The 22,368-nt window shown below is 71.4% G+C and carries 20 protein-coding genes; 8 read left to right on the forward strand and 12 right to left on the reverse strand.

Features of this window, described 5'->3' with window-relative positions:
* The first annotated feature begins 98 nt into the window (after positions 1–98).
* A complete protein-coding gene (locus BM290_RS47725; protein ID WP_143134085.1) occupies positions 99–1,115 on the forward strand; it encodes a helix-turn-helix domain-containing protein in 1,017 nt (338 codons plus the stop codon).
* 111 nt (positions 1,116–1,226) lie between these two features.
* On the opposite strand, the gene BM290_RS38745 is transcribed toward BM290_RS47725, so the two are convergent.
* Positions 1,227–2,264 carry an SGNH/GDSL hydrolase family protein gene (locus BM290_RS38745; RefSeq protein WP_143134086.1) on the reverse strand — a complete coding sequence of 346 codons (1,038 nt, stop codon included), beginning with the start codon at positions 2,262–2,264 and terminating at the stop codon, positions 1,227–1,229.
* A gap of 154 nt (positions 2,265–2,418) precedes the next feature.
* Between BM290_RS38745 and BM290_RS38750 the strand changes: the two genes are divergently transcribed.
* Positions 2,419–2,628, forward strand: coding sequence for a hypothetical protein (locus BM290_RS38750; protein WP_143134087.1), 210 nt, complete (start codon positions 2,419–2,421; stop codon positions 2,626–2,628).
* 191 nt (positions 2,629–2,819) lie between these two features.
* On the opposite strand, the gene BM290_RS38755 is transcribed toward BM290_RS38750, so the two are convergent.
* The 5 genes from BM290_RS38755 to BM290_RS38775 form a co-directional block, all read right to left on the reverse strand.
* Positions 2,820–5,735 (reverse strand): M36 family metallopeptidase, encoded by a 2,916-nt coding sequence (locus BM290_RS38755; protein WP_093620937.1) that lies wholly within the window; start codon positions 5,733–5,735, stop codon positions 2,820–2,822.
* 174 nt (positions 5,736–5,909) lie between these two features.
* Positions 5,910–6,731: an ABC transporter permease gene (locus BM290_RS38760; protein WP_093620938.1), complete on the reverse strand. Its 822-nt coding sequence runs from the start codon at positions 6,729–6,731 to the stop codon at positions 5,910–5,912.
* Positions 6,728–7,567 (reverse strand): ABC transporter permease, encoded by an 840-nt coding sequence (locus BM290_RS38765; protein WP_093620939.1) that lies wholly within the window; start codon positions 7,565–7,567, stop codon positions 6,728–6,730. Before BM290_RS38765 ends, BM290_RS38760 begins: the two co-directional genes overlap by 4 nt.
* Before the next feature lies 1 nt (position 7,568).
* On the reverse strand, positions 7,569–8,771 hold the full coding sequence (locus BM290_RS38770) for an ABC transporter substrate-binding protein (RefSeq protein WP_093620940.1): 1,203 nt from the start codon (positions 8,769–8,771) through the stop codon (positions 7,569–7,571).
* Positions 8,764–9,792: an ABC transporter ATP-binding protein gene (locus BM290_RS38775; RefSeq protein WP_093620941.1), complete on the reverse strand. Its 1,029-nt coding sequence runs from the start codon at positions 9,790–9,792 to the stop codon at positions 8,764–8,766. The genes BM290_RS38770 and BM290_RS38775 overlap by 8 nt, the downstream gene beginning before the upstream one ends.
* A gap of 121 nt (positions 9,793–9,913) precedes the next feature.
* Here BM290_RS38775 and BM290_RS38780 point away from each other — a divergent pair, with 121 nt between their 5' ends.
* From BM290_RS38780 to BM290_RS38790, 3 genes are read left to right on the forward strand one after another with little or no spacing between them, the layout of a single operon-like run.
* Complete coding sequence (locus BM290_RS38780; RefSeq protein WP_093620942.1) at positions 9,914–10,639, forward strand: FadR/GntR family transcriptional regulator; 726 nt, start codon at positions 9,914–9,916, stop codon at positions 10,637–10,639.
* A gap of 11 nt (positions 10,640–10,650) precedes the next feature.
* Positions 10,651–11,340, forward strand: a complete 690-nt coding sequence (locus tag BM290_RS38785) for a cache domain-containing protein (protein WP_143134088.1) — start codon at positions 10,651–10,653, stop codon at positions 11,338–11,340.
* Positions 11,341–11,367: 27 nt separating this feature from the next.
* The gene (locus BM290_RS38790) at positions 11,368–13,422 is read left to right on the forward strand and encodes a sensor histidine kinase (protein WP_093620944.1); all 2,055 of its coding nucleotides are present in this window, start codon (positions 11,368–11,370) and stop codon (positions 13,420–13,422) included.
* 273 nt (positions 13,423–13,695) lie between these two features.
* Here the strand turns inward: BM290_RS38790 and BM290_RS38795 are convergent, their stop codons facing one another.
* Together BM290_RS38795 and BM290_RS38800 are read right to left on the reverse strand one after the other, a co-directional pair.
* Positions 13,696–14,247 (reverse strand): hypothetical protein, encoded by a 552-nt coding sequence (locus tag BM290_RS38795; protein ID WP_093620945.1) that lies wholly within the window; start codon positions 14,245–14,247, stop codon positions 13,696–13,698.
* Positions 14,248–14,250: 3 nt separating this feature from the next.
* Positions 14,251–14,853, reverse strand: a complete 603-nt coding sequence (locus BM290_RS38800) for a TetR/AcrR family transcriptional regulator (protein WP_093620946.1) — start codon at positions 14,851–14,853, stop codon at positions 14,251–14,253.
* Between the two features lie 83 nt (positions 14,854–14,936).
* On the opposite strand from BM290_RS38800, the gene BM290_RS38805 reads away from it, so the two are divergent.
* Entirely contained in the window at positions 14,937–15,350 is a 414-nt protein-coding gene (locus tag BM290_RS38805; protein WP_093620947.1) for a DoxX family protein, read from the forward strand.
* 32 nt (positions 15,351–15,382) lie between these two features.
* Here the strand turns inward: BM290_RS38805 and BM290_RS38810 are convergent, their stop codons facing one another.
* Positions 15,383–16,186, reverse strand: coding sequence for an SDR family oxidoreductase (locus tag BM290_RS38810; RefSeq protein WP_093620948.1), 804 nt, complete (start codon positions 16,184–16,186; stop codon positions 15,383–15,385).
* A gap of 160 nt (positions 16,187–16,346) precedes the next feature.
* On the opposite strand from BM290_RS38810, the gene BM290_RS38815 reads away from it, so the two are divergent.
* Positions 16,347–17,480 carry a coiled-coil domain-containing protein gene (locus BM290_RS38815; RefSeq protein ID WP_093620949.1) on the forward strand — a complete coding sequence of 378 codons (1,134 nt, stop codon included), beginning with the start codon at positions 16,347–16,349 and terminating at the stop codon, positions 17,478–17,480.
* A gap of 430 nt (positions 17,481–17,910) precedes the next feature.
* A complete protein-coding gene (locus BM290_RS38820) occupies positions 17,911–18,249 on the forward strand; it encodes an RNA polymerase-binding protein RbpA (protein ID WP_014689763.1) in 339 nt (112 codons plus the stop codon).
* Between the two features lie 726 nt (positions 18,250–18,975).
* Here the strand turns inward: BM290_RS38820 and BM290_RS38825 are convergent.
* From BM290_RS38825 to lnt, 3 genes are all read right to left on the reverse strand, one after another.
* Positions 18,976–19,485 (reverse strand): FxsA family protein, encoded by a 510-nt coding sequence (locus BM290_RS38825; RefSeq protein ID WP_093620950.1) that lies wholly within the window; start codon positions 19,483–19,485, stop codon positions 18,976–18,978.
* A gap of 83 nt (positions 19,486–19,568) precedes the next feature.
* The gene (locus tag BM290_RS38830; protein WP_093620951.1) at positions 19,569–20,339 is read right to left on the reverse strand and encodes a polyprenol monophosphomannose synthase; all 771 of its coding nucleotides are present in this window, start codon (positions 20,337–20,339) and stop codon (positions 19,569–19,571) included.
* Positions 20,336–21,943, reverse strand: coding sequence for an apolipoprotein N-acyltransferase (gene lnt / locus BM290_RS38835; RefSeq protein WP_093620952.1), 1,608 nt, complete (start codon positions 21,941–21,943; stop codon positions 20,336–20,338). The genes BM290_RS38830 and lnt overlap by 4 nt, the downstream gene beginning before the upstream one ends.
* Positions 21,944–22,368: the final 425 nt, after the last annotated feature.

Here is a 22,368-nt window from a genome sequence, read left to right on the forward strand (position 1 = left end):
GCACCCGTGCATCCTGCCATCCGGTCGTTACCGCATTGCGCGGCGCGCAGTCGTTCGACTCAAGCCGGTGACCGCGACCGTCGCCGACGCTGGTGGCCATGACGATCCCGCTGTTCGCCACACTGCTCCGCGACCACCGGCGTACGGCCCGGATGACCCAGCACGAGCTGGCCGCGAAGTCGGGGGTCAGCGTGCGGGCGATCCGCGACATGGAACGCGGGGTCAGCGCGGCGCCGCAACGGCGTACCCTCGATGCTCTCGCCGACGCCCTCGGTCTCGACCCGGTCCGGCGGTCGGCGCTGGCCGAGACCGCGCAGGCGGGCCGCGACGTCCCGTCCGGGGTGTGCGCGCTCCCCCGCGACCTGCCCGACTTCACCGGCCGCCGCGCCGAGCTGGCCCTGCTCGCCGACGCCTGCCGGCCGGGGTCGATCACCGTGGTGCACGGCCCGCCCGGCGTCGGCAAGACCGCGCTCGCGGTGCACGCCGCCACCCGCTCCACCGGCCGGGCGTGTTTCGTCGACTGTCGCGGCAGCACCCCCGGGCCGGCCACGCCGCGCGAGGTGGCGGACCGGATCGCCCGCGTCGGCGCCCCCTGTGACCTGCTGATCCTCGACGACGTGACGGATCCGGCGGTCCTGCCGCCGATCGCCGGACCGGCCGTCGTGATCACCGCGCGGCGTCCGCTGCCCACCGCCGCGACCGTCATCGGGTTGCGCCCGTTCACCGTCGACGAGTCGCTGCGGCTGCTCACCGCGATCACCGGGCACCCGGCGTCCCGGCACGCGCGGGAGGTCGCCGGGCACTGCGGCCACCTGCCGCTGGCCTTGCGGGCGGCCGCGAACCGGCTGGCGATCCGGCCCGCCTGGTCGATGGCCGACCTGGCCGAGCGCCTGGCCGACCGGGATCGGCGGCTCGCCCTGCTCAGCGTCGGTGACCTGTCGGTGTGGCGGCGGTACGCGTCGGCACACGCCGGGCTCTCCCCCGACGCACGCCGCGCGGTGCACCTGCTCGCCGCACCCGGCATGGAGGTCCTGGCCGAGCTGGGCTTCGTCGACGAGCTGGCGCACCTCTACGCCCGGTCACTCACCGGCGGCGACCGGCTCCCGCCGGGATGACAGCGACTCGTCCGCCGGTCGGCCGGTCTCCGATCCGGTCACCGAACGGAGACGGAGGTTCTGACGCCGGTCGTCGTCGCGTACCGGGACGGTCTTGATCGCCCTTGGTTCTCAGGGTCTGATGAAGGACAGCAGCGCGTCGGCGGTGAAGGCGGCGCCGCGATCGGTCATGTGCACCAGGTCGTCGCAGTAGAGGCCGTGGGTGTTGTCCGACGACGGCGACGGCTGGCGGGCCGCGAGGTCGAAGTAGGCGACCCCGCTCGCGCCGCCCGGCCCGCCGGTGTCCTCGGCGGCGATCTCCCGCCAGGCCTCGGTGAACCGGGTGTGATCCTGGATCCGCCGGTCCGCGCCGACCCGCGGCGTGCCGTAGACGACGAACGACGGGTCGGTGCCGGAGTTCACCCGGACCGTCTCGATGATCGTCAGAAGGTTACGTTTCATCTCGGCGGCGGGCACGCCGATCCGCCAGTCGTTGATGCCCAGCTGCAGGATCACCAGGTGCGGGCGGATCGATCGCAGCCGCGGCGCCCAGGCCGCCGCCCGCTCGGCGAAGTCGCCACTGGTCCGGCCGCCGTGGCCGCCGTTGAAGACCTGGATGCCCTTCTCCTCGTCGCCGTCGAAGGTGACGAACCCGTGGATCCGGCCCGGCCCCCGGACCACGACGGTGCCGCCGTCCACCACGATCTCCGGGGCGCCGTCGTGCCACACCTGCACACTCGTGCCGCTGAACCGGTAGGTCAGGCTCTCCTCCGGGCCCGCCAGATCGACCGCCTTGAGACCCCAGCCGGCCGTGTCGACCCTCGTCCCGCCACCGGTCACCGGCCACCAGCGGGGCGTTCCCCAGGCCGCCACATAGTTCGCCCCGCCGGCCGCCCCGGCCACCGGGAACGCGGTCCGCAGATTCTCCGCCAGCACCGGGACGTAGCCGCGGCCCGGGCCGGACGCCCCCACGCCCTCACTGCTCGACGAGCCCAGAACCGCGACGACGGCCGGGGCGTATCGCCGGTTCGCCAGGGCGGCATGCCAGGTGAGCAGCGGCAAACTGGTGGCCGGCGAGGACGCGCGGGCCGGGCCGGACGCCGCGGCGGTCACCGCTACACCGGTGGCGAGCAGGCCGCCCGCTCTCATGAAGGTGCGCCGATTCGTCACGTGTCCCCCGTACGCTCTTGCTCGTCCGCTTTCCTTCTCATTCGAGCGGACGCGTGCAACCGCCTCCGTCCACCACCCTCCGCCCGCGGTGCGGACGGCGGGCGGTTTTGTCGTAGGGGGCGGCTAGGTTGTCCGCCATGGTGAGCCTGTCGCAGTGGGAGTCGTGGATCCGTGCCGGTTCCTGCCGCCGCCGGCCGCCTGTGACGGCCCGTTCGGCCCGGCGATGGCTCTCTGTCTCGCCTACGGCATGAGCGCCGGCCGTCCCGAGGGCCGCCTGGCGACAGCCGACGCTTTCGCGGACCTGGCCGGGCGGGGACTCCTCGACGGCACCCTCGTCGGCGGTGAACTGGCCACCATCACGTAGCCGACCGCCCGCACGGACCGCGGATCAACGGCGGCGGACGGATCGCGGTGCACCGGCGCGCCCGCGGACGGCCGATTCATCGCGGGCGCCGGGAAGGCGGCAGGATCGCCGGTGACGAGCACCGGCGAGCCTGCCGACGATGGGTTGTGGTGCCGGGCGGGACCGTCGGGCCCGCCCGGCCCAGGGGCGGGTTATCGGGTGAAGGCCTGGAACTCGGCGATTCGCACGTTCAGCGCCTGCGGGCTCGCCGTGGCGCAGTCGGTGTTGGCGCGCGGGTCCCGGTCCTGCTCACCGGCGTAGTCGGGGCCGCCGGTGCACTGGTTGGTGACGGCCTCGATGCGGAGATGCGTGGCCGTCACGTCCGGGATGTCGAACGACTTCACGATCAGTTCCGGGGCCCGGGGGCGCGGGGAACCGGACGGGAAGGCGTCCCGGCGGCTGGTGTAGACCGTCTTGAAGTCGGCCGGGGCCGAGCACGTGACGGTGGCCGTGGCCGTACACGCCAGGACCTTGAACTGGCGCAGCGCGGAGTAACGGCTCTGCGCGCCGGCGTCGGCGTCGCCGGTGATCGCCGGGCGGAGCATGGCGCTCACCTGCACCCGCCGGACCCGCTGCGCGTCGCCGGCCAGGTCGACGGTGACACCCTTGCCGGCGACCGCGCTGCCGACGGATGCCCAGTTGGTGGCCTCGTCGTCATCGACGAGCCGGATCTGGTTGACGCCGTCACCGGTCGCGGTCGCGCCGTTGGCCGCCGAGGCGACGTTGCGCGGCAGCTTCACGGTGAGCGTGGCGGCCTTGCCGGGCTTGAACCACTGCGGCGACACGCGGGCGTGCCCGTGGCCGGGGGCCTGCGCGACGAACGCATACGACCCGGAGATCAGGTTGACCGTGTCGGGCAGGGCGGTCGCCGGGTCGGTGTCGGCAACCGCGACGGCCCGTGCCTGGTAGTCGCCCACGTAGAGCTTCGCGCCCGTGACCGGCTTGCCGCGCTCGTCGACCGGGCGGAACGTGACAGTGGACTCCTTGGCGTACGGCGAGCTGAAGCTGGGCGTCGGGTCGGCGTCGGCAGCCCCGTTGCTGACCGCGCCCTCACCGAGACCACGCTTGGCGAACGCGTTCCAGATGATGTCCTGGTTGGCGCCACCGAAGCGGACCCGGTCGGCGCCGAGCAGCGCGTCACGGGCGTCGACCTGGCTGTTGGCGCTGTTGGCCAGCAGCAGGAACGAGTCGAAGACCAGCTGGATCCAGCGCCGGTTGCCGGGGCACGACGTGACCGGCTTCTTGCCGAGAGCGCAGGCCTTCTGCAGCGAGCCGGAGCCGTACCCGTACCGCTTGATGAACGCGGACCGGACGTCGTAGTTGGTGGCGCTCCACACCTCGCCGGAGGCGTGCACCTGCAGGCCGACGAAGTCGTAGTCGACGGAGCTGTAGTTGAGCCGGTTGTTGCTCATGTTGTAGTTGCGGATGCCGGCGACCTGGTCGCTGGTCACGTACTCGCCGACGGTGAAGCCGCGGGCGCCCTTCGGGGCGTAGCCGTTCTCCGCGAGGTACTCGACGGCGAGCAGGTCGGACCAGCTCTCGCTCATGCCCTGCGGCGAGCTGAGGCCACCCTCCGGGCCGGCGATCATGCGGTTGGTGATGGCGTGGGTGTACTCGTGACCGATGACCGACATGTCGTAGTCGCCGTCGGCACACGCGCCGTAGAACCCGCCGGCGACCGGCTGCCACAGGTACATGTTGGTGATCGGCGCCTCGCCGTCGGGCGGGGTGATCTGGTTGGCGTTGTTACGGGCCGCGAAGTCCGGCGGCCCGCCGGTGATGCCACCGGCCTGCGCGTTGCCCTGCTCCGGGTCGCCGCCGTCCTTCTCCATGTTCCAGGTGGCCTCGGTGAAGCCGAGAAGGTACGCCCAGTCGTGCATCCGGTTGTGCTGGACGAACAGGTTGGCCCGGGCCGCGTCGATGTCGTTGCGGGCGGGCGAGTCGAAGACCGTCGGCGAGCACTGCTCCCGGTGCCACTGGTTGGTCCACGGGTACGTGTAGTCACGCGTCGGGCTGGGCGTGGCCGGCTCGGTGCCGACGGTGAACGGGTCGTTGGACAGCCAGTTGTGCACCGCGAACGAGTTGTTGCCGCTGGTGGTGTTGGTGGACGTGCCGGTGGCCGGGTCGACGTCCCACGCCAGCGGCGACGCCGGGCCGGCGACGGCCTCGTCACAGCCGCGCTCGCGGACCCAGCAGAACGTCTGCCGGGTGTCGCGCGACGAGTAGTCGGTACGCGGCGAGTTCGGGAAGACGTCCCACTTGGGGTTGTCGGAGTCGTGGTCGACGATGTCCTCGCGGACCAGGACGCTGCCGTCGCGGGCGTCCACCCAGGTGGTGTAGGCCTCGGGGTCGGCGCTGGTCAGGCCGGCGCCGAAGGCGACCTGGTAGGCGGCACGCGCGCCCTGGTCCGGCGTGGGCACGGCGACCAGTTTGGTGCCGAGCGAGGTGGGGTTGCTGATGCCGGCGTGCTGGGCGGCGATGCGCTCGGCGTCGGCCGCGGTCAGGGTGGCGGGCTGCGGCGCGGCGGCGTCACGGGCGAGCGAGGAGCTCACATACCAGGCCTTGCCGTCGCGCAGGCCCACCGAGAGCAGGCCGTCACGGCCGGCTTCGAGGTCACCGAACTTCTGCCGGAGCAGGACGATGCTGCCCTCGCCGACCTTCTGTGTGGTGAGGACCTCGAGGGAGGCGGCGGCCGCCGCCGTGATGCCGAGAACGTCACGGTTGCCGTCGACGTACGCACGGGCCGCGGCCACCGGGTCGGCCGGGAGCCCCGAGGCCAGCGGCTCGGCGGTGACGGCGGTGAGGCTCGCCGGTGTGCCGAACGCGTTCCACCGGGCGGAGGTCTTCGTCTTGGCGGCGAGGCTGCGCTGCGCCGATGTGGGCGCTACGGTGCCTTTACGGTTGTCGATGATGTCGGCGTGGTCCTGGTCGCCGTGCACCTCGGGGGTCCCGGCCGCCTGGGCCGGGGCGGTTGGAGCCGCGCTGCTTCCCGCACCGGGGGCAAGGACGAGCGCGGCTGCGACGAATGCTGTGGTGGTGGCCGCCATCGCACGGGATGGTGTGCGCACGGAACCTCCTCTATGGACGGTCGTTACCGGTCTTCTCGCATCCGATCGCACGAACGCATGATCACGGGATGGGCCGAACGTCCATAATCGAGATGTTTCAATCAGATCCTGATCGATGCGTCACGAGGGACGACGACCCAAGTCCAGGATGGAGTCCCGAAGGTGGAGCCGGCACTACCCCCGGGTCCGGCCGGCGGCCGCCTCCGGCCCGGCGATCCGCTGGGCCAGCCAGACCGGCAGCACCGACAGGACGATCAGCACCGCGGCGACCACGTTGACGATCGGCGCCTGGTTGGGCCGGAACAGGTTGTTGAAGATCCAGATCGGCAGGGTGGTGACCCCGGGCCCGGCGGTGAACGTGGTCACGATGATCTCGTCGAAGGAGAGCGCGAACGCCAGCAGCCCACCGGCTAGCAGCGCCGACCGGACCAGCGGGAAGGTCACGTACCGGAAGGTCTGGAAGCCGGAGGCGCCGAGATCGGCCGAGGCCTCCTCCAGGTTGACGCCGGTCCGGCGCAGCCGGGCCAGCACGTTGTTGTAGACGGTGACCACACAGAACGTGGCGTGCCCGACGACCACCGAGAACAATCCCTTGCCGATGCCGAGGTCACCCATGACGGATCGCCAGGCGCTGTCGAGGGCGATGCCGGTGACGATGCCCGGCAGGGCGATGGGCAGCACGATCAGCAGGGACACGGTGTCGCGCCCGAAGAACCGGAACCGCTGCACCGCGAACGCGACCATGGTGCCGAGCACGAGAGCGATCGCGGTGGCGCCGAGCCCGGCCTGGACCGAGGTGAGCAGGGCCTGGCGGGCGCCGTCGTTCTCCCAGGCGGCGGCCCACCAGCGGGTGGTGAGGTCGTGCGGCGGCCAGGCGAACGTGCGGTCGCCGTTGAACGAGTTGACCAGCACGAGCAGCAGCGGCACGTAGATGAAGGTGAGCCCGAGCGCCATCACGGCGCGCAGCACCCAGCGGGCGGACGGGGAGAGGATCACAGCTCCTCCAGGGCGCCGGAGCGGCGGACCGCGAGCAGGTAGACCACCATGATCAGGACGGGGATGGTGGCGATCGCGGCGGCGAACGGCAGATTGTTGGCGGCGCCGATGTTCGCGTACACGAGGTTGCCGATGAGCTGGGTCTTCCCGCCGACGATCTGCACGGTGATGTAGTCGCCGAGCGACAGCGAGAAGGTGAAGATCGAGCCCGCGAAGATCGAGGGGAGCAGAACCGGCAGAACCACCGACCGGAAGGTACGCCCACCGCGCGCGCCGAGGTCGGCGGAGGCCTCCAGCAGCGAATCCGGAAGGCGTTCCAGTCCCGCATGGATCGGCAGGATCATGTACGGCAGCCACATGTACGACAGCACCAGGATCGTCGCGCCGATCCCGTATCCCGGCCCACCGAAGACCGAGTCCATCGGCCCGTCGTTGGCGAGCAGGATCCGCCAGGCGTACGCCTTGACGAGATAACTGGCCCACAGCGGCGTGAGAATGGCGATGACCAGGGTGTTCTTGAATCTGGAGACCTTGGCCATGAAGAACGCCATCGGCACCGCGAGGACCACGCAGATCACCGTGACCGACGCGGCCACCCCCAGGCTGCGCAGGGTGACGTTCCGGTAGACCTCCTCGGTGAGGATGGTCCGGAAGTTCGCGAGCGAGAACTCCCGGACCACGTCTCCGGTGAAGCCGTTCACGGTCCAGAACGCCGACACCAGCAGCACCGCGAGCGCGCCGAGGTAGGCGACGACCAGCCAGAGCAGGGGCGCCGAGAGCAGGCCGGCCAGGCGCAGGCGCGGGTGCCGGTGCAGGTACGAACCGAGACTGGTCACGCTATCCCTTGATCGTCGTCCAGGCCTGGGTCCAGGCCGCGTAGTCCTTGCAGGTCACGTCGGTGCGCCCGTCGACGCACTGGGCGAGCGGGGTGGTCCAGTACCAGACCTGCTCGAAATACTTCTCGTCCTCGGCGTGGAACGTGGCGCAGTGGTTCTTGTCGCCGGTCTGCGCGCAGGACAGCTTGTTGGCGGGGGCCTCACCGAACCACTCGGCGACCCCGGCGTTCGCCTTGGGGCTGATGATGTGGTTCATCCATAGGTAGGCGCAGTTCGGGTGCTTGGCCTTGGCCGCGACCATCCACGTGTCGGACCAGCCGGTCGCGCCCTCGGACGGCAGGATCGCCTCGACGGGCGCACCGTCGGCCTTGCTCAGGTTGGCGATGACCTGCCAGGTGGTGCCGAGCACCGAGTTGCCGGCCTTGAACGCCTGCACCTCCTTGGTGTAGTCGGACCAGTACTCGCCGATCAGCTCGTTCTGCTGCTTGAGCAGGTCGACGGCCGCCTGGAACTGGGTGTCGTCCAGCGCGTACGGATTGGTGATCTTGAGGTCGGGCTTGGTCTTCATCAGGTAGAGGGCCGCGTCGGCGATGTAGATCGGCGAGTCGTAGGCGGTGATCTTGCCCTTGTACGGCGACGCCGGGTCGAACACCGCGCTCCACGAGGTGGGTGCCGGGGTGACGTTGTCGGTGCGGTACATCAGCAGGTTGGCGCCGCGGCCGTGCGGGACGCCGTAGGGCTGGCCGTCGACCGAGTTCCACTTCTGGTTCTTCAGCCCGTCGAAGACGTCCTTGTAGTTGCCGATCAGGTCGGTGTTGACCGGGGCGACGTCACCGCCGTAGATCAGCCGCAGCGACGCGTCACCGGAGGCCGACACCACGTCGTACTCACCGGTCTTCATCAGGGTGACCATCTCGTCGGACGTACCGGCGATCTTGTTGTTGACCTGGCAGCCGGTCTCCTTCTCGAACCCGGTGACCCAGTCGACGGCCTTGTCGGTGCTGCCGTCCTCGACGTATCCGGCCCAGGACACCACGTTGACGGCGCCCTCGCCGGCGCCGAGCGACGCGAGCTTGTCGATCTTCGGCGCCTTCAGGCCGCCGGGGCCCGATCCGGCCGGGGTCGTGCCGCCGTCGCCGCCGCACCCGGCGAGGGTGAGCACACCGGCGGCGAGGGCTGCGACGACAATTCTTCCGCTACGCATCCGCGGTCTCCTTTGCAACAGGGGGGATCTCGACGACGTGCTCGTCGTGCCACGACAGATGGACGCGGTCGCCGCGAGCGACGAGCGGCGAGCCGTTGTGACGGTTCTGCGAGACGACCACGGCACGGCTTCCCGCGTCGAGGTCGACGACATATCGAGTGACAGGACCCGCGTAAACGACCTCGGCGACGACTCCGGGGGCGCCGTCGGACGAGATGTCGATCTTCTCGGGGCGGATCGAGAAGACGCCGTCACGGGCGAACAGCGACCGTGCGGTGTCGCCGGTGAAGACATTGGACGTTCCGACGAAGCCGGCGACGAACGGGCTGGCCGGTCGTTCGTAGACCTCTTCCGGCGTACCCACCTGGGCGATCCGTCCGGACTCGAAGACCGCGACGCGATCGCTCATGGTGAGGGCCTCGTCCTGGTCGTGGGTGACGAAGACGAAGGTGATGCCCACGTCGCGCTGGATCTGCTTGAGCTCCACCTGCATCTGCTCGCGCAGTTTCCGGTCGAGCGCGCCGAGCGGCTCGTCGAGCAGCAGCACCCTGGGCCGGTTGACCAGCGCCCGGGCGAGAGCGACGCGCTGCCGCTGCCCGCCGGACATGGCCGACGGCTTGCGCCTGCCGTAGCCCTCCAGGCGCACCGAGGCCAGCGCCTCCTGGGCCTGCGCCCGGCGGGCGGCACGAGCGACCCCGCGCACCTTGAGGCCGTACTCGACGTTCTCCTGCACGGTCATGTGCGGGAACAGCGCGTAGTCCTGGAAGACGGTGTTGACGTCCCGCTCGAAGGGGGCCAGCCGGGTCACGTCCTGGCCGGAGAGGAACACGCTGCCGGCCGTGGGCAACTCGAATCCGGCGATCATGCGCAGCACCGTGGTCTTCCCGGAGCCGGACGGCCCGAGCATCGAGAAGAACTCGCCGTCGGCGATCTCGAGATCGACGCCGGCCACCGCGTCGACAGCGCCGAACGACTTGCGGAGCCCGGTGAGCCGGATCGCCGGGGTGGTGGCATCAGTCACGTGATCGACTTTCTGAGAGGTCCCTGAGTGCCGGGTGCCGAAAAGGTATGGCGTCAGACTTTAAAGGTCAAGACGGCCCGGTAACCGGTTCGTTAACAGCCGTACGGAAGAATCAAGCCCCATGGGTACGGACCGAGCGAGCGCGCGATCAGTGGTGTTCGCACCCCTGGAGCCCCACAGCCGCGCCGAGACCGTGGTCCGGCGGCTCACCGACGCCATCACGTTCGGCCTGCTCACCGACGCGGAGCAACTGCCCAGCGAGGCGGACTTGGCGGCCCAGTTCGGCGTCTCCCGGGTGACCGTGCGGGAGGCCCTGGTCGCCCTGCGCCAGCAGAACCTGGTGGAGACCCGCCGCGGCCGGGGCGGCGGCAGTTTCGTGCGCGCGCCCGCCGCCCGCCACGACGTGCACTCCCGCCTCGCCGAGCTGAGCCTGCCCACCCTGCGCGACACCGCCGACCACTACGCCGCCGTCGCCGGGGCCGCCGCCCGGCTGGCCGCCCAGCGCGCCGACGCCGACGACATCCTGCGCATCGAGGAGGTCGACGCCGACGTCGGGCGGCCGTTGCACCGGATGGAGCGGGCCTACCACCTCGAGGTCGCGGCGGTCGCCCAGTCGGCCCGGCTGGCGCGGGAGGAGGTGCGCTTCGCTACCGAGTTGGGAACAGTCCTCTGGTCGCCGGTTCTCCCGAGCGACGACGGCGCATATGATCCGCACGCGGACCACCGGGCCATCACGGCCGCCATCGCGGCGGGCGACGGCGACCTGGCGCGCCGGCTCACCGAGGACCACATCGAGAAAGCCGTGGAGCGGCTGGTCACCCTGCACCTGACACTGATCGAGCAGTGAAGGCGAGTCTCGTGGGACAGACGACCACAGTGGAAGCCGCGGCACTGGCCACCGACCTCGCCGAGCACGCCTTCGCGATCGCCGACGACCTCCGCGCGCAGGCGGAGCGCCTTCTCCGTACCCATGCCGATCTGTCGCACCTGAGGCCCGCGGTGACCGCCGCGCTCGGCGGGCTGATCAGCGGCGCCGGCGTGATCACCGCGGAGCGGCCGCAGCGCCTGGAGTGGTGGATGGGCGCCGACCCGGCGCAGCGCACCCGCCTCGATCTCGACCTGGACCCGGCCAGCGACACCTTCGTCGACGTCGGCCGGCAGCAGTGGTTCGCGGTCCCCCGCGACACCGGCGTCCGGCATGTCACCGGGCCGTATGTCGACTACGTCTGTGCCGGGCAGTACGCGTTGACCTTCACCGTGCCGATCTCCCACGACGGCCGGTTCGGCGGGATCGCCGGCGCCGACGTGTTCGTCGCCGACTTCGAGCGCGCGCTGCGCCCCGCTCTGCGCGCTCTCGGCAGCCCGGCCGCGCTGGTCAACACGCACGGGCGGGTGGTTGCCGGCACCACCGCCCACCATCTCGCCGGCTCGCTGATCCGCGACGAGCAGATCCGGGCCGCCCTGCTGACGCAGACACCGGCGACGGTGCCCGGCGGGGTCACTCTCACCCCGTGCGGCACGCTGCCTTTGGCGGTCCTCACCTGGTAACCACCAAAACGTGAAATAGTCTGAAATATGCGGACGGGCTGGCGCTTCCTGGCCGCGCCGCTCGCGGTGTGGCTGGTTCTGAGCTGTGCCGGCGCCGGTGTCCTGATCTGGGTCGAACGCACCACCAAGAACGCCGTGATCCAGCGCTATGACTGGCGGGCCGGCCTGGCCGCCGACTTCGTCGACGCCATGGTCACCGACCTGCTCACCCGGCAGGGCACCCAGGCGCGCGCCTTCCTCAGCGACGAGACGGTGGACCCCGGCGACTTCACCCGCTCGGTCGGCGGCTTCGGCTACCCGGCGGCCGTGCTGCTCGACGCCGACGGCCGGCTCCTGCAGGTGATCCCGGAGAACCCGGCGCTGCTCGGCCAGAAGATCTACGAACGCTACCCGCACCTGCGCACCGCTGTCGTCGAGGGCCAGCCGGCCGTCTCCCCCGTGGTCGCGTCCGCCGCCGAGAAGAGGCCGGTCGTGGGTTTCGCCGTCCCGTTCGACACCCGGTACGGCCGCCGCGTCTTCTCCGGCGCGGTGTCGGTCAGCCACGGCCCGCTGACGTCCTACCTGGCCACCGCGGTCCCGTTGGATCGGGTGAAGGTGCACCTGGTCGACACCGCCGGCGCGATCGTCGCCGCCAACCACCCGCACCCCGACACCGTCACCCTGCTCACCGACGAGGAGCCGGAGCTGACCCGCGCCCTGACCGGAGCCGGCGCCGGCGTCTACCGCGACGACGGGGAGTCGTGGCGGTACACATCCCGCGACATTCCCGGCACGCCGTGGCGGCTGAGCGTGACCGTCCCCGAGGAGGTGCTCTTTGCCTCGACCGCGGGCAGCCGGGCCGCCGGACGTGCCGCCCTGGTCACCGCCTCGATCGTCGGGCTGCTCGTGGTCGCGGCCGTCGCCCGGGCCCGCCGCAACCGCCGCGAGCTGCGCTCCAGCGAACAGCGGTTCCGCAAACTCTTCGACAACTCGCGGATCGGCATGGCCATGGCCGACCTCGAGGGCCGCTTCTTCCGGGTGAACCCGGCACTGTGCACGATGCTCGGCACGGCGGAGGAGGAACTGGTCGGCAAGCTGTTCACCGAGATCACCCATCCCGACGATCTGCCCGCCTGCCTGCAGAGCATCCAGGACTGCCTGTCCGGGCGGATCGACGGCTTCGACATGGAGAAGCGGTACCTGCACACCGACGGCCACGCGATCGAAGTGGTCATCACGGCCGGCCTGCTGCGCAGCCGCACCGGCCGCCCGCAGTACTTCGCCACCCAGATCATCGACGTGACCGAGCGCCGCATGCTGGAACGCGGCCGCCGCCACGACGCCGCCGAGCTGACCCGGCACGCCGAACGCCTGGAACGCGCCAACGAACAGATGGCCGACTTCATGGCGATGCTCACCCACGACGTACGCCAGCCGCTCACCACCATCGTGTCCGCCGGCGAGCTGCTGATCGACGACTGGACCGGCATGCCCGACGACACGCGCCTGCACTACGTACGCCGGATGACCACCGCCGGCCACCGCGCCGACCAGCTGGTCACCGAGATCCTCACGCTCGCCCGGCTGGACGCGGGCGCCCTCACCGCCCGCCCGGCGCGGCTGGACGTCACCCACGCCGTCCGCGAGGCCGTCGCCTCACTGGGCGCCGAGCCGCGCACGATCACGGTGACCGGACCCGACCACGTCAAAGCGTTCGCCGACCCGGTCCACCTGCACCTGCTGCTGGGCAATCTGCTGGCCAACGCCGTCAAGTACGGCGCCCCGCCGGTGCAGGTCACGGTCATCCCCGACCGCGACCGCGTCCTGATCCGGATCGCCGATCACGGCGAAGGCGTCCCCGCGGCCTTCATCCCGCACCTCTTCGAACGCTTCACCCGCGCCGAGACCGGCGTCGCCACCACCAAACCCGGCACCGGCCTGGGCCTCTACCTGGTCGCCCGCCTCGCGAACGCCTCCGGCGCCACCATCACCTACCAGCCCAACGAGCCGCACGGCGCGGTCTTCGTCCTCTCCCTGCCGTGCCCCGCCGACCCGGCCCAGGTCGCCAGCTCCGCACCCGCGCCGCCGGTCCCGGTCGCCTGAGCGCTCCCGCTTTCCTTCTTTTTCAGTGGTACGGCCACTCCGCCCCGCCGAACCACGCAGTCCCCGGCCACCACGCGACGTCCGCCCCTCCTCCCGGCCGCACCGCGACCGCCGGGGCGTGGCGGCCCCTTCCGGCAGCGCCGACCCGGCACGACCCGCCAGGCAACCGCAACGGCGTCGTTCCCGACCGCACCCCCGCCCGCTTCCAGGCAACCGCGGCGGCGCGTTCCCGACCGCACCCCTGCCCTTCTCCAGGCAACCGCAGCGGTTTGCTCAGGCGGCGTCGCTCCGGGCGGCCACCGCATCGGCCCACGCGCGGAACGCCAGGTACCGTGACGCCGGGAAACGGCTGGTCGCGAGCAGCACATCGGAGTGGCCGTAACCGGCCCACTCCCAGGTCGCCAGGGTCAGCGCCGTCATCCGGACGTGCACGCGGCGGCGGATCGACCGGATCTCCGCGTCGCTGAACCCCCAACCCGACAGACGGCCCTCAGCCTGCGCGCGTGTGGCGTCGTCGTACTCGGTATCGAGAAACGGCTCCAGCAGATCGGCCCAGACATCGGGCCGGCGGCGCAGCGGCACTCCGGCGGCGGCCAGCCCGGCGGTCAGCTCGTGGTGACGGTCCCGGCCGATGAACACCGTGCGGCACGGCCCGTCGCCGACACGCAGCTCGGGCGGGTAGGCGTCCGGATCGGCATCCCGGATCTCCGACCACCTGATCTCGGTGCCGCTGTAGCCGGCCTCGGGCGATCGGCGCGGCCAGACCAGCGTCAGCCCGGCCGTGCCGATCCGCACATCCTGGGGAAACGGCCCGCTGATGATCACCGGTCAGACATCGATCGGGAGCGGACGGCCCACGACCTTGCGCGCATCGCCGTCGACCAGCCCGAACAGCCGCAGCAGGCTCACCGCGAGCCGGTCGGCGGCCCGGTCGACCTCCGGCTCGCCGGTGTCGAGGCTGTGGTGCAGCACCCCGAGCAGCGAGCCGTTGACACAGGCGAACGCCACCTCGTCGTCGTCGTAGCAGAGCCGCCCCACGTCCCGCGCATGCCGCAGCGCATCGATCGGATACGCCGACGGGTAACGCACCCCGACCCGGTCGATGATCCGCGCCAGGTCCACATGAGTCCGGGGGAACCGGCCGGTGACCCGCACCGCGACGGCGAGCACCTCGGCCGGATCGGTCAGCCCGGCGGTCGCCGCGTCGATCAGCGCCCGGTGCTCGGCCGCGACCGTGGCCACGGCGAGGTCGAACAGCTCCTGCTTGGACGGGAAGTGATTGTAGAAACTCCCGAACCCGACATCAGCCGCCTCGGTGATCTCCTGGATGCTCACCCCGGCCGGATCCCGGCTGGTCAGCAGCGAGCGAGCGGCGTCCAGAAGCGCGGCGCGGGTCTGCGCCTTGCGCCGCTCCAGTCGCCCACCGTTCATGCGCCCAGTCTAAGCCCGCTCGAAACTGATGAATTCCTCAGCTATGATGCGGTCCTCATTTCCAAGAGTCGCGGGAGCATCCGATGGCGATCCTCAGAAACGTGGGTCAGGCCCTGCTCGGGGCGGTCCTGGCGTTCGCCGGCACCACCCACCTGACCGTCGCCCGCAGCGAGTTCCAGGCGCAGGTGCCCGACTGGTTCCCGCTCGACGCCGACCTCGTGGTCCTGGCCTCCGGCATCGTCGAGATCACCCTCGGCGTGGCGCTGCTGACCGTCTGGCGGCAGCCGGCCCGCGGCTACCTGGGCGCGATCGTGGCCACGTTCTTCATAGTGATCTTCCCGGGAAACGTGGCCCAGTGGCTCGAACACAAGGACGGCTTCGGCCTCGACACCGACACGAAACGCTTCGTCAGGTTGTTCTTCCAGCCCTTGCTGGTCCTCTGGGCCCTGGCCGCCACCAGCGCCATCAGCACCCTGCGCCGGCGGTTCACCGCCTGATCCACCGCCGACGCCGCGGCCGGACGGGCGCTTCAGCGCTCGAGGTCGTGGCGCCGGTGCACGATCCGCTCGACGATCCCGGCGGGAAGCAGGCGTTTCAACGCGAAGACAGCCGGAGCGTTGCTGCCCACCGCGTACCGCGCTTTCGGCCGCTCCGCCTCGATCGCGGCGACGATCGTCCGCGCGACCCGCTCAGCGGTGATCCCGCCACGCTCGTTGCGGTCGAGAGCCGTCAGCATCCGCGCGAAGTCCTCCCGATAGGGCGAGTCCTCCCGGATGTACTGCGTACGCCGCTCACTGATCCCGGTAGCGATCGACCCCGGCTCCACCGTCGTCAGCCACACACCGAACGGCGTCAGCTCCTGCCGGGCCCCGTTGCTGAACCCCTTGATCGCGGCCTTCGACGCCCCATACGCCGACCGGTAGGCCAGCGGAAACGACGCCAGCATCGACCCGACCATGACCACCCGCCCGTACCTACGCTCCCGCATCCCCGGCAACGCCAGCTGTGCCAGCCGAACCGGCCCGAACACGTTCACCTGGAAGATCCGCCGCAGGGCGTCCCCCGGCAGCTCCTCGATCGGCGCGGACTGGCTCTCCCCCGCGTTGTTGACGAGCACATCGACACCGGCGAGGGTCCCGGCGAGAGCCTCGACGGACGCCTCGTCGCCGAGGTCGAGCGCCAGATACTCGACGCCGTCGGCCCGCTGCCCGGGCTTCAGACGCTCCGGATCACGGCTGGTCCCGAACACCCGGAACCCCCGGGCGACCAGAGCCGCCGCAGTCGCCAACCCGATCCCGGACGAGGCGCCGGTCACCAACACGGTCCGTTCCATCGGCAAACCCTAGAGCCGGCCACCCTCACTTGGTAACTCCGGCCCGCCCCGTGATCGCTTTCACCGGTGTCCCGGGCAACGTGCGGCGCCGGCGGGAACCACACCGACATTGGTGTCGTTGCGGCGTCGTGCGTGCGCAGCGGCCTAGGGTTGGGGCGTTATGACTGCGCAGGAATCCGAAGCCGAGACCCGTCCCTGCGGCCACTGCGGCCGCCCGGTGCCGCAGCGTTCGTCCGCGGGGCGGCCGTTCCGTTATTGCCGTGACAACGACGGCGAGTGCCAGCGTGCCTCGCGCAACGTGCGGATGCGGCACCGGCAGTCGCCGGGCCTGGCGGGGCAGGTCGCCCGTACCTGGGAGGTGGTCGATCGTCTCGATCAGCTCGTCGGGTCGCTGACCGAGGCGTTGCACTCGGAGATGTCCCCGGCCGGGGTGGAGCGCCAGGTCGCCGAGGTCCGGGCGGAGACGTCGGGGCAGGTGGCGGCCGCGCACGCGGAACGTGACGACGCCCGCCGGGACGCCGAACAGGCGACGACGGCGGCCGCGGCGGCGCAGCAGATCGCGGGAGCCGCGACGGCCGAGCGCGACGAGGCCCGGCAGCAGGCGGAGGAGGCGCGGCGCACCGCGGAGGAGGCCGGACGCCGGGCCCAGGAGGCCGCGGCGGCGCGGGACGAGGCGGTGCGCACGGCCACGGCCGCGGCGGCGCTGCGGGAACGCGCCGAGGCCGAACGCGACGCGGCCGCCGAGGATCTGGAGGCAGCGCGGCGCGAGCTTCAGGACGTGCGGGGCGCCCGCGACACCGCCGAGCGCGACCTCAAGACCGCGATCCAGGACGCAAAAGACTTCCGGGGTACGGTCGAGGCAGCGCAACGCCGCGCGCAAGAGGAGCTGACGGCCGCCCGGGGACAGGTGGAGCAGCTCTCGGCCGACGCCGCCCGGGAGGGGCAGCGGGCCGCCGCCGCCGAGCGCGCCCGTGACGAGGCCGTCGAGCAGGCGCGCCGGGCCGAGGCGGAGGCCGCCGCCGCGCGCGAGTCACTGGCGACGGTCCTTGCCGAACGGGACGCTTTACGGCGTACCACCGAAGATCTGGAAAGGTCCGCCGACCGTGCCTCGCGGGACCAGGCCGACCTGGAACGCCGTCTCGCGTTCGCCCGGGCCGACGCGGACGCCGCACAGAACCGTGTCGCGCAACTGACCTCGCAGGTCAGCGACCTGGCCGCGGCCCTGGCCGCGCTGGGCGCCGCCCGTCCGGCCGCCCCGGCCCCGGCGCAGCCCGCCCCGACCGACAACAGTTGACGGGTGTGGGGGACGCCTTTCCGGGTAGGAATTCTTGGCACCTGGCGTGAACATTCTCACGTCAGGAGCCGAGCGGAGGAGCAGCGTCGGAAGACTTCAGCACGTGGCGCACCAGCCGATCACTACGGTATACGCACCGCCCTGTGACCGAAGGTGCCGTGAATTACGAGTGAATCTGATCGAGTGACCGACATCGCACCACCCGAACAAGCGTCAAAGACCCATAAAGTGGACCAAGGTCCACTCGGACGTCGGTTCGGTTTGCAGGCTGGGGTGAGTGGCCGGTTACGCTCATAGCGTTAACACCGCCGATACAGCGGTGCGGACAGAAAACTCAGGCGGCCGGCGGGCTTCCCGGCGGAGGAATCCAGCGGCCGCGCCTTTCGTTACACCAACGAGAGCAGCACCACGAGCGAGGGGAAAGCCGATCATGGGCGAACGCATGCTGCGCGGCAGCCGTCTTGGCGCAGTCAGCTACGAGTCCGACCGTAACACTGAGCTGGCGCCCCGACAGACCCGCGAGTACCTGTGCGTCAAGGGTCACCAGTTCGAGGTGCCGTTCGCCGTCGACGCCGAGGTGCCCACCACCTGGGAGTGCAAGTTCGACGGCAGCGTCGCCCGACTGGTCGATGGCAGCGAGCCGGAGCAGAAGAAGGCCAAGCCGCCGCGCACCCACTGGGACATGCTTCTGGAGCGGCGCTCGATCGCCGAACTGGAGGACATCCTCAACGAGCGGCTGCAGGAGGTTCGCACCCGCCGCGGTCGCTGAGGTAACCGATTACGGAAAGGGCCGCCCGATGGGCGGCCCTTTCCGTGTCCCCGGCCACCGCCGCCGGCACCGGTTGGGCGACCCGGCAGTGGCAGCGCGACTGGCATGGCGGCGATGAAGCCGCGGCGCGGCGCAGGGCGGTGACGGCGCGGTGACGGCGCAGGGCGGTGCGGTGCGGTGACGGCGCTGCGCGGTGCGGTGACGGCGCGATGCGGTGACGGCGCGGCGCTGCGCGGTGCGGTGACGGCGCGGTGCGGCGACGGCGCGGCGCAGTTCGGTGCGGTGACGGCGCGGTGCAGTGCGGTGCGGTGACGGCGCGATGCGGTGACGGCGCGGCGCTGCGCGGTGCGGTGACGGCGCGGTGCGGTGCGGCGGCGTGCGGTGCGGCGACGGTGACAGCGCGATGGCGACGGCGCCGCCCGGCGCGAACATTCCGGCCGAGGTTCGCGCAGCGGAGGCCGGGACCGACTGGCTACCGGAACAGGACCGCGACCGGCGACGCACCAAAGCCGGCGCCCCAACACGAACAGCAGAAACCGGCTAGCGCTCAGGGCTCCCAGACACCGCCGGGACAGCCCTGGCAGCCAGGCCGGATCCAGGTAGTTGGGATGGACGGCGGCGGCCAACGAACCATCGCGCCCGAGACGACACCGGACGGCAAGCAACGACCCGGGCCAACGAACCATCGCGCCCGAGAAAGCAGCGGGCGGCGCGCGACGGGGTGGGTCAGCGGACGATCTCGCCCTCGATGGCGCCGGCCGGTGGGGTGGGGCGCTGCTCGTCGACGACGACCACGGTTACCGGGTCGCTCTGGTGGACCCGGACCCGGCGGGGGCCGAACAGGTCGCCGGTGGCGGCGCCGCCCAGGCGGCGGGCGGCCAGGCGCTCGATGCCGCGCCGGGCCAGGAGGCGGCTGGGCGGCAGGAGCAGCAGGATGCCGGCGACGCCGGTGATGAAACCGGGGAGGGCCAGCAGCAGCGCGCCGGCCAGGCCGATCAGGGAGTTGGTGACGCCGGCGGCGGGCGGGCGGCCGTCGCGGGTGGCCTCCTGGAAGGCACGGAAGCCGCGGATGCCCTCGCGGCGCAGCAGCAGGACACCGGTGACGCTGAAGGCGGCCGCGAGGAGGGTCGCCCAGCCGAAGCCGATCGCGTGGGCCACCGAGACGAAGGCCAGGAACTCAGCGAACGCCAGCAGCGGGAACACTAGGGGTAGGTAGGCCAGTCTGCTACGGCGCATCGTCGATCCTCCGGGAGGGTGCCACGCGAGCCCGCCTCGCGACGGGCTCGCTCAAGCATGACACCTCGAAGCTGTGTGAATCCTTAGCGCGGTTTGCGGCCGACCAGGTTGCTCAGGCTCTCCTTGCGGGCCTGCACACCCCAGACGGTGACCCTCAGCAGCTGTTCCTTGAAGATGTTGCCGCTCATCTTGCTGACGCCGATTTCGCGCTCGGTGAACGTGATCGGCACCTCGACCATGCGGAAGCCCTGCCGGTACGACCGCCACGCCATCTCGACCTGGAACGAATACCCGGTAGACGCGATGGTCCCGACGTCGATCTTGTCGAGGACGCCGATCCGGTACGCCCGGTAGCCACCGGTCGCGTCCTTGAACGGCATGCCCAGCGCCATCCGGATGTAGATGTTGCCACCGCGGGACAGCAGCAGGCGCCGCATCGGCCAGTTGTGGACGCTGCCGCCGGGGATGTAGCGGGTGCCGAGGACCACGTCGTGGTCCTTGAGCGCGTCCAGCAGGTTGGGCAGCTCCTCGGGGGCGTGGGAGCCGTCGGCGTCCATCTCGACGACCGCGTCGTAACCCTTGTCCTTGCCCCACGCGAAACCGGCCTTGTAGGCGGCGCCGAGGCCCTCCTTGCCGGCCCGGTGGAGCACGAAGATGTGGTCGTCGGCTTCGGCGAGCTCGTCGGCGATGGCGCCGGTGCCGTCGGGCGAGTTGTCGTCCGCCACCAGGATGTCGACGGCGGGAGTCGCCTTACGCACCCGATCGGTGATCAGCCGGACGTTGTCCGCCTCGTTGTACGTGGGGATGATCACGAGGACCCGTCCCACTCCCGGGTAGCCTTCGGCCTCGCTCACCGTTCCTCCGAAACTGTCACGTCGTCACTGTCGATTCTCGTCTTACGGCGGCGCAGGGGCAGCACACCGATGAGGGCGACGACCGTACCAAACACGATCACCGCCTCGGGCCAGACGCCCGAACGAGTCGCCAGCGTACGCGGTCCCTCAAGGAACATGTCACGGACCACCACCGCACCGGTGTTGAAAGCGGTCGAACCGTGCACCTTGCCCTCTCCGTCCACGAAACCGGACACGCCGACGGTGGAGACCATCAGTGCCTCGCGGCCGTGCTCGACGGCCCGCAGCCGGACCATGGCGAGCTGTTGCAGGGCCTCGGCCTCGTTGAACGTGGCGTTGTTGGTCTGCACGGTGAGGATCTGCGCGCCGCCCTCGACGGTGTCGCGGACGATGCCGTCGTAGGCGACCTCGAAGCAGATGACGTCGCCGACGACGGCCGAGCCGGTGTCGATCACGCCGGGGTGGTCGCCGCCGAGCATGTTGCGGACCAGGTCGACCTTGTCGGTGACGAGCCGGGCGATCGAGCGCATCGGCATGTACTCGGCGAACGGGACGGGGTGGCGCTTCTCGTACTGCTGGGCGAGGTCGGGGCCGCCGCCCGCGGGGCGCCACAGGATGCCGACGTTGTAGATGTCGCCGGGGGTGTCGGTGCGCTGCAGGGTGCCGACCAGGATGGGCGCCTTGACGGCGTCGGCGGCCGACTGGATGAGGGCGGCGGCGTCCTCGTTGCGCAGCGGGTCGATGTCGCTGGAGTTCTCCGGCCAGACGACCAGGCCCGGCTGTTTCTGGCGGCCGGCGGTGACGTCGGCGGCCAGCGCGATGGTGGCGTTGACGTGGTTGTCGAGCACGGCCCGCCGCTGGGCGTTGAAGTCGAGGCCGAGGCGCGGCACGTTGCCCTGCACGATGGCGACGGTGGTGGCCGGGCCGCCGGGGCTCTGCAGGGGCAGGGCGGCGGGACCGGCGAGCAGGACGGCGGTGAGGGCGGCGAATCCGGCGGCGGCCAGGACGCCGGAGCGCCGCCAGGCCAGCGCGAGCAGGGCGCCACCGGCGACCGCGACGACGAAGGTGACCAGGGGCGCCCCGCCGTACGCCGCGAGCCGCAGCGTGGGGGCGTCGCCCTGGGTGAACGCGAGCCGGCCCCACGGGAAGCCGCCGAAGGGGGTGCGGTCGCGCAGGAACTCCTGCCCGCCCCAGATCACGCCGGTGAGCAGTGGCCACAGGGCCCGCCACCGGTCGGCCAGCGGCGACGTCCACGCCCCGGCCAGGCCGGCCAGCCCGAGGTAGGCGGCCTGCGCGAGGCTCAGGATGATCCACGGGAGCCAGCCGGCGCCGATGGTGGTCCACTCCAGCAGCGGGACGAAGAGCACCAGGCCGGCGAGGTAGCCGAGGCCGAACCCGGCCCGCAGGCGCCGGCGGTGCACGGCCGCGGCGAGCAGCGCCACACCGGCCGGGGCGAGCCACCACAGACCGTACGGAGGGAGGGCCAGCAGCAGCGCCACGCCGGAGGCGGCGGCGAGCGCCACGGCCACCGGCAGCCGGACCGGGGGCCCGGGCACGTCGGCCGCGGGGCCCGGCTCGGTGAGCGCCGGCGGGGGCAGTGTCATTTCCACGCCAGGCAGGCTACCCGCCGATATGCAGGGACGACTGAGGGGCGCGGTCTCGACTTGACCACGCCCCTCGGGTGCTCCACACCTGTTGCGGCCGGCGGAACACCGGCCTGTGGCGAACGAAATCCGGCGACCTCGTCATGACCTTCGGACCGACCCGCCGCGTGCCGGCTGCCCGCGTCGTGCCGTTGTCTACTGGCCATGAGCCCGGCCCCCGGAGGGCCACCCGTGCGTGGCCCGTCTCGTGCCGCCTGCGTCGCGGCGCCCCCTGGACCTGGCAGAACGCGCGACCCCTGCGGGGACTGCGGCCAGTGGACGACGAAACGTGGAACAGGACCTGAAGACGGTACGTCCCTCCCCCGCCCGTCTGTCAACCGTGGTCCCCGTGTCGCGGCGTGTCTCGTTCATCGGCGTGTCATCGC

It is taken from the genome of Actinoplanes philippinensis (genome assembly GCF_900113015.1).
GTDB classification, from domain to species: Bacteria; Actinomycetota; Actinomycetes; order Mycobacteriales; family Micromonosporaceae; genus Actinoplanes; species Actinoplanes philippinensis.

Excerpts from the sequence above, each read along its gene's own strand:
- BM290_RS38825 (WP_093620950.1), bottom strand. The coding sequence starts at position 19,485 with ATGCGCCGTAGCAGACTGGCCTACCTACCCCTAGTGTTCCCGCTGCTG.
- BM290_RS47725 (WP_143134085.1), top strand. The coding sequence starts at position 99 with ATGACGATCCCGCTGTTCGCCACACTGCTCCGCGACCACCGGCGTACG.
- BM290_RS38805 (WP_093620947.1), top strand. The coding sequence starts at position 14,937 with ATGGCGATCCTCAGAAACGTGGGTCAGGCCCTGCTCGGGGCGGTCCTG.
- BM290_RS38815 (WP_093620949.1), top strand. The coding sequence starts at position 16,347 with ATGACTGCGCAGGAATCCGAAGCCGAGACCCGTCCCTGCGGCCACTGC.
- BM290_RS38810 (WP_093620948.1), bottom strand. The coding sequence starts at position 16,186 with ATGGAACGGACCGTGTTGGTGACCGGCGCCTCGTCCGGGATCGGGTTG.
- BM290_RS38770 (WP_093620940.1), bottom strand. The coding sequence starts at position 8,771 with ATGCGTAGCGGAAGAATTGTCGTCGCAGCCCTCGCCGCCGGTGTGCTC.
- BM290_RS38780 (WP_093620942.1), top strand. The coding sequence starts at position 9,914 with ATGGGTACGGACCGAGCGAGCGCGCGATCAGTGGTGTTCGCACCCCTG.
- BM290_RS38800 (WP_093620946.1), bottom strand. The coding sequence starts at position 14,853 with ATGAACGGTGGGCGACTGGAGCGGCGCAAGGCGCAGACCCGCGCCGCG.
- BM290_RS38790 (WP_093620944.1), top strand. The coding sequence starts at position 11,368 with ATGCGGACGGGCTGGCGCTTCCTGGCCGCGCCGCTCGCGGTGTGGCTG.
- lnt (WP_093620952.1), bottom strand. The coding sequence starts at position 21,943 with ATGACACTGCCCCCGCCGGCGCTCACCGAGCCGGGCCCCGCGGCCGAC.
- BM290_RS38820 (WP_014689763.1), top strand. The coding sequence starts at position 17,911 with ATGGGCGAACGCATGCTGCGCGGCAGCCGTCTTGGCGCAGTCAGCTAC.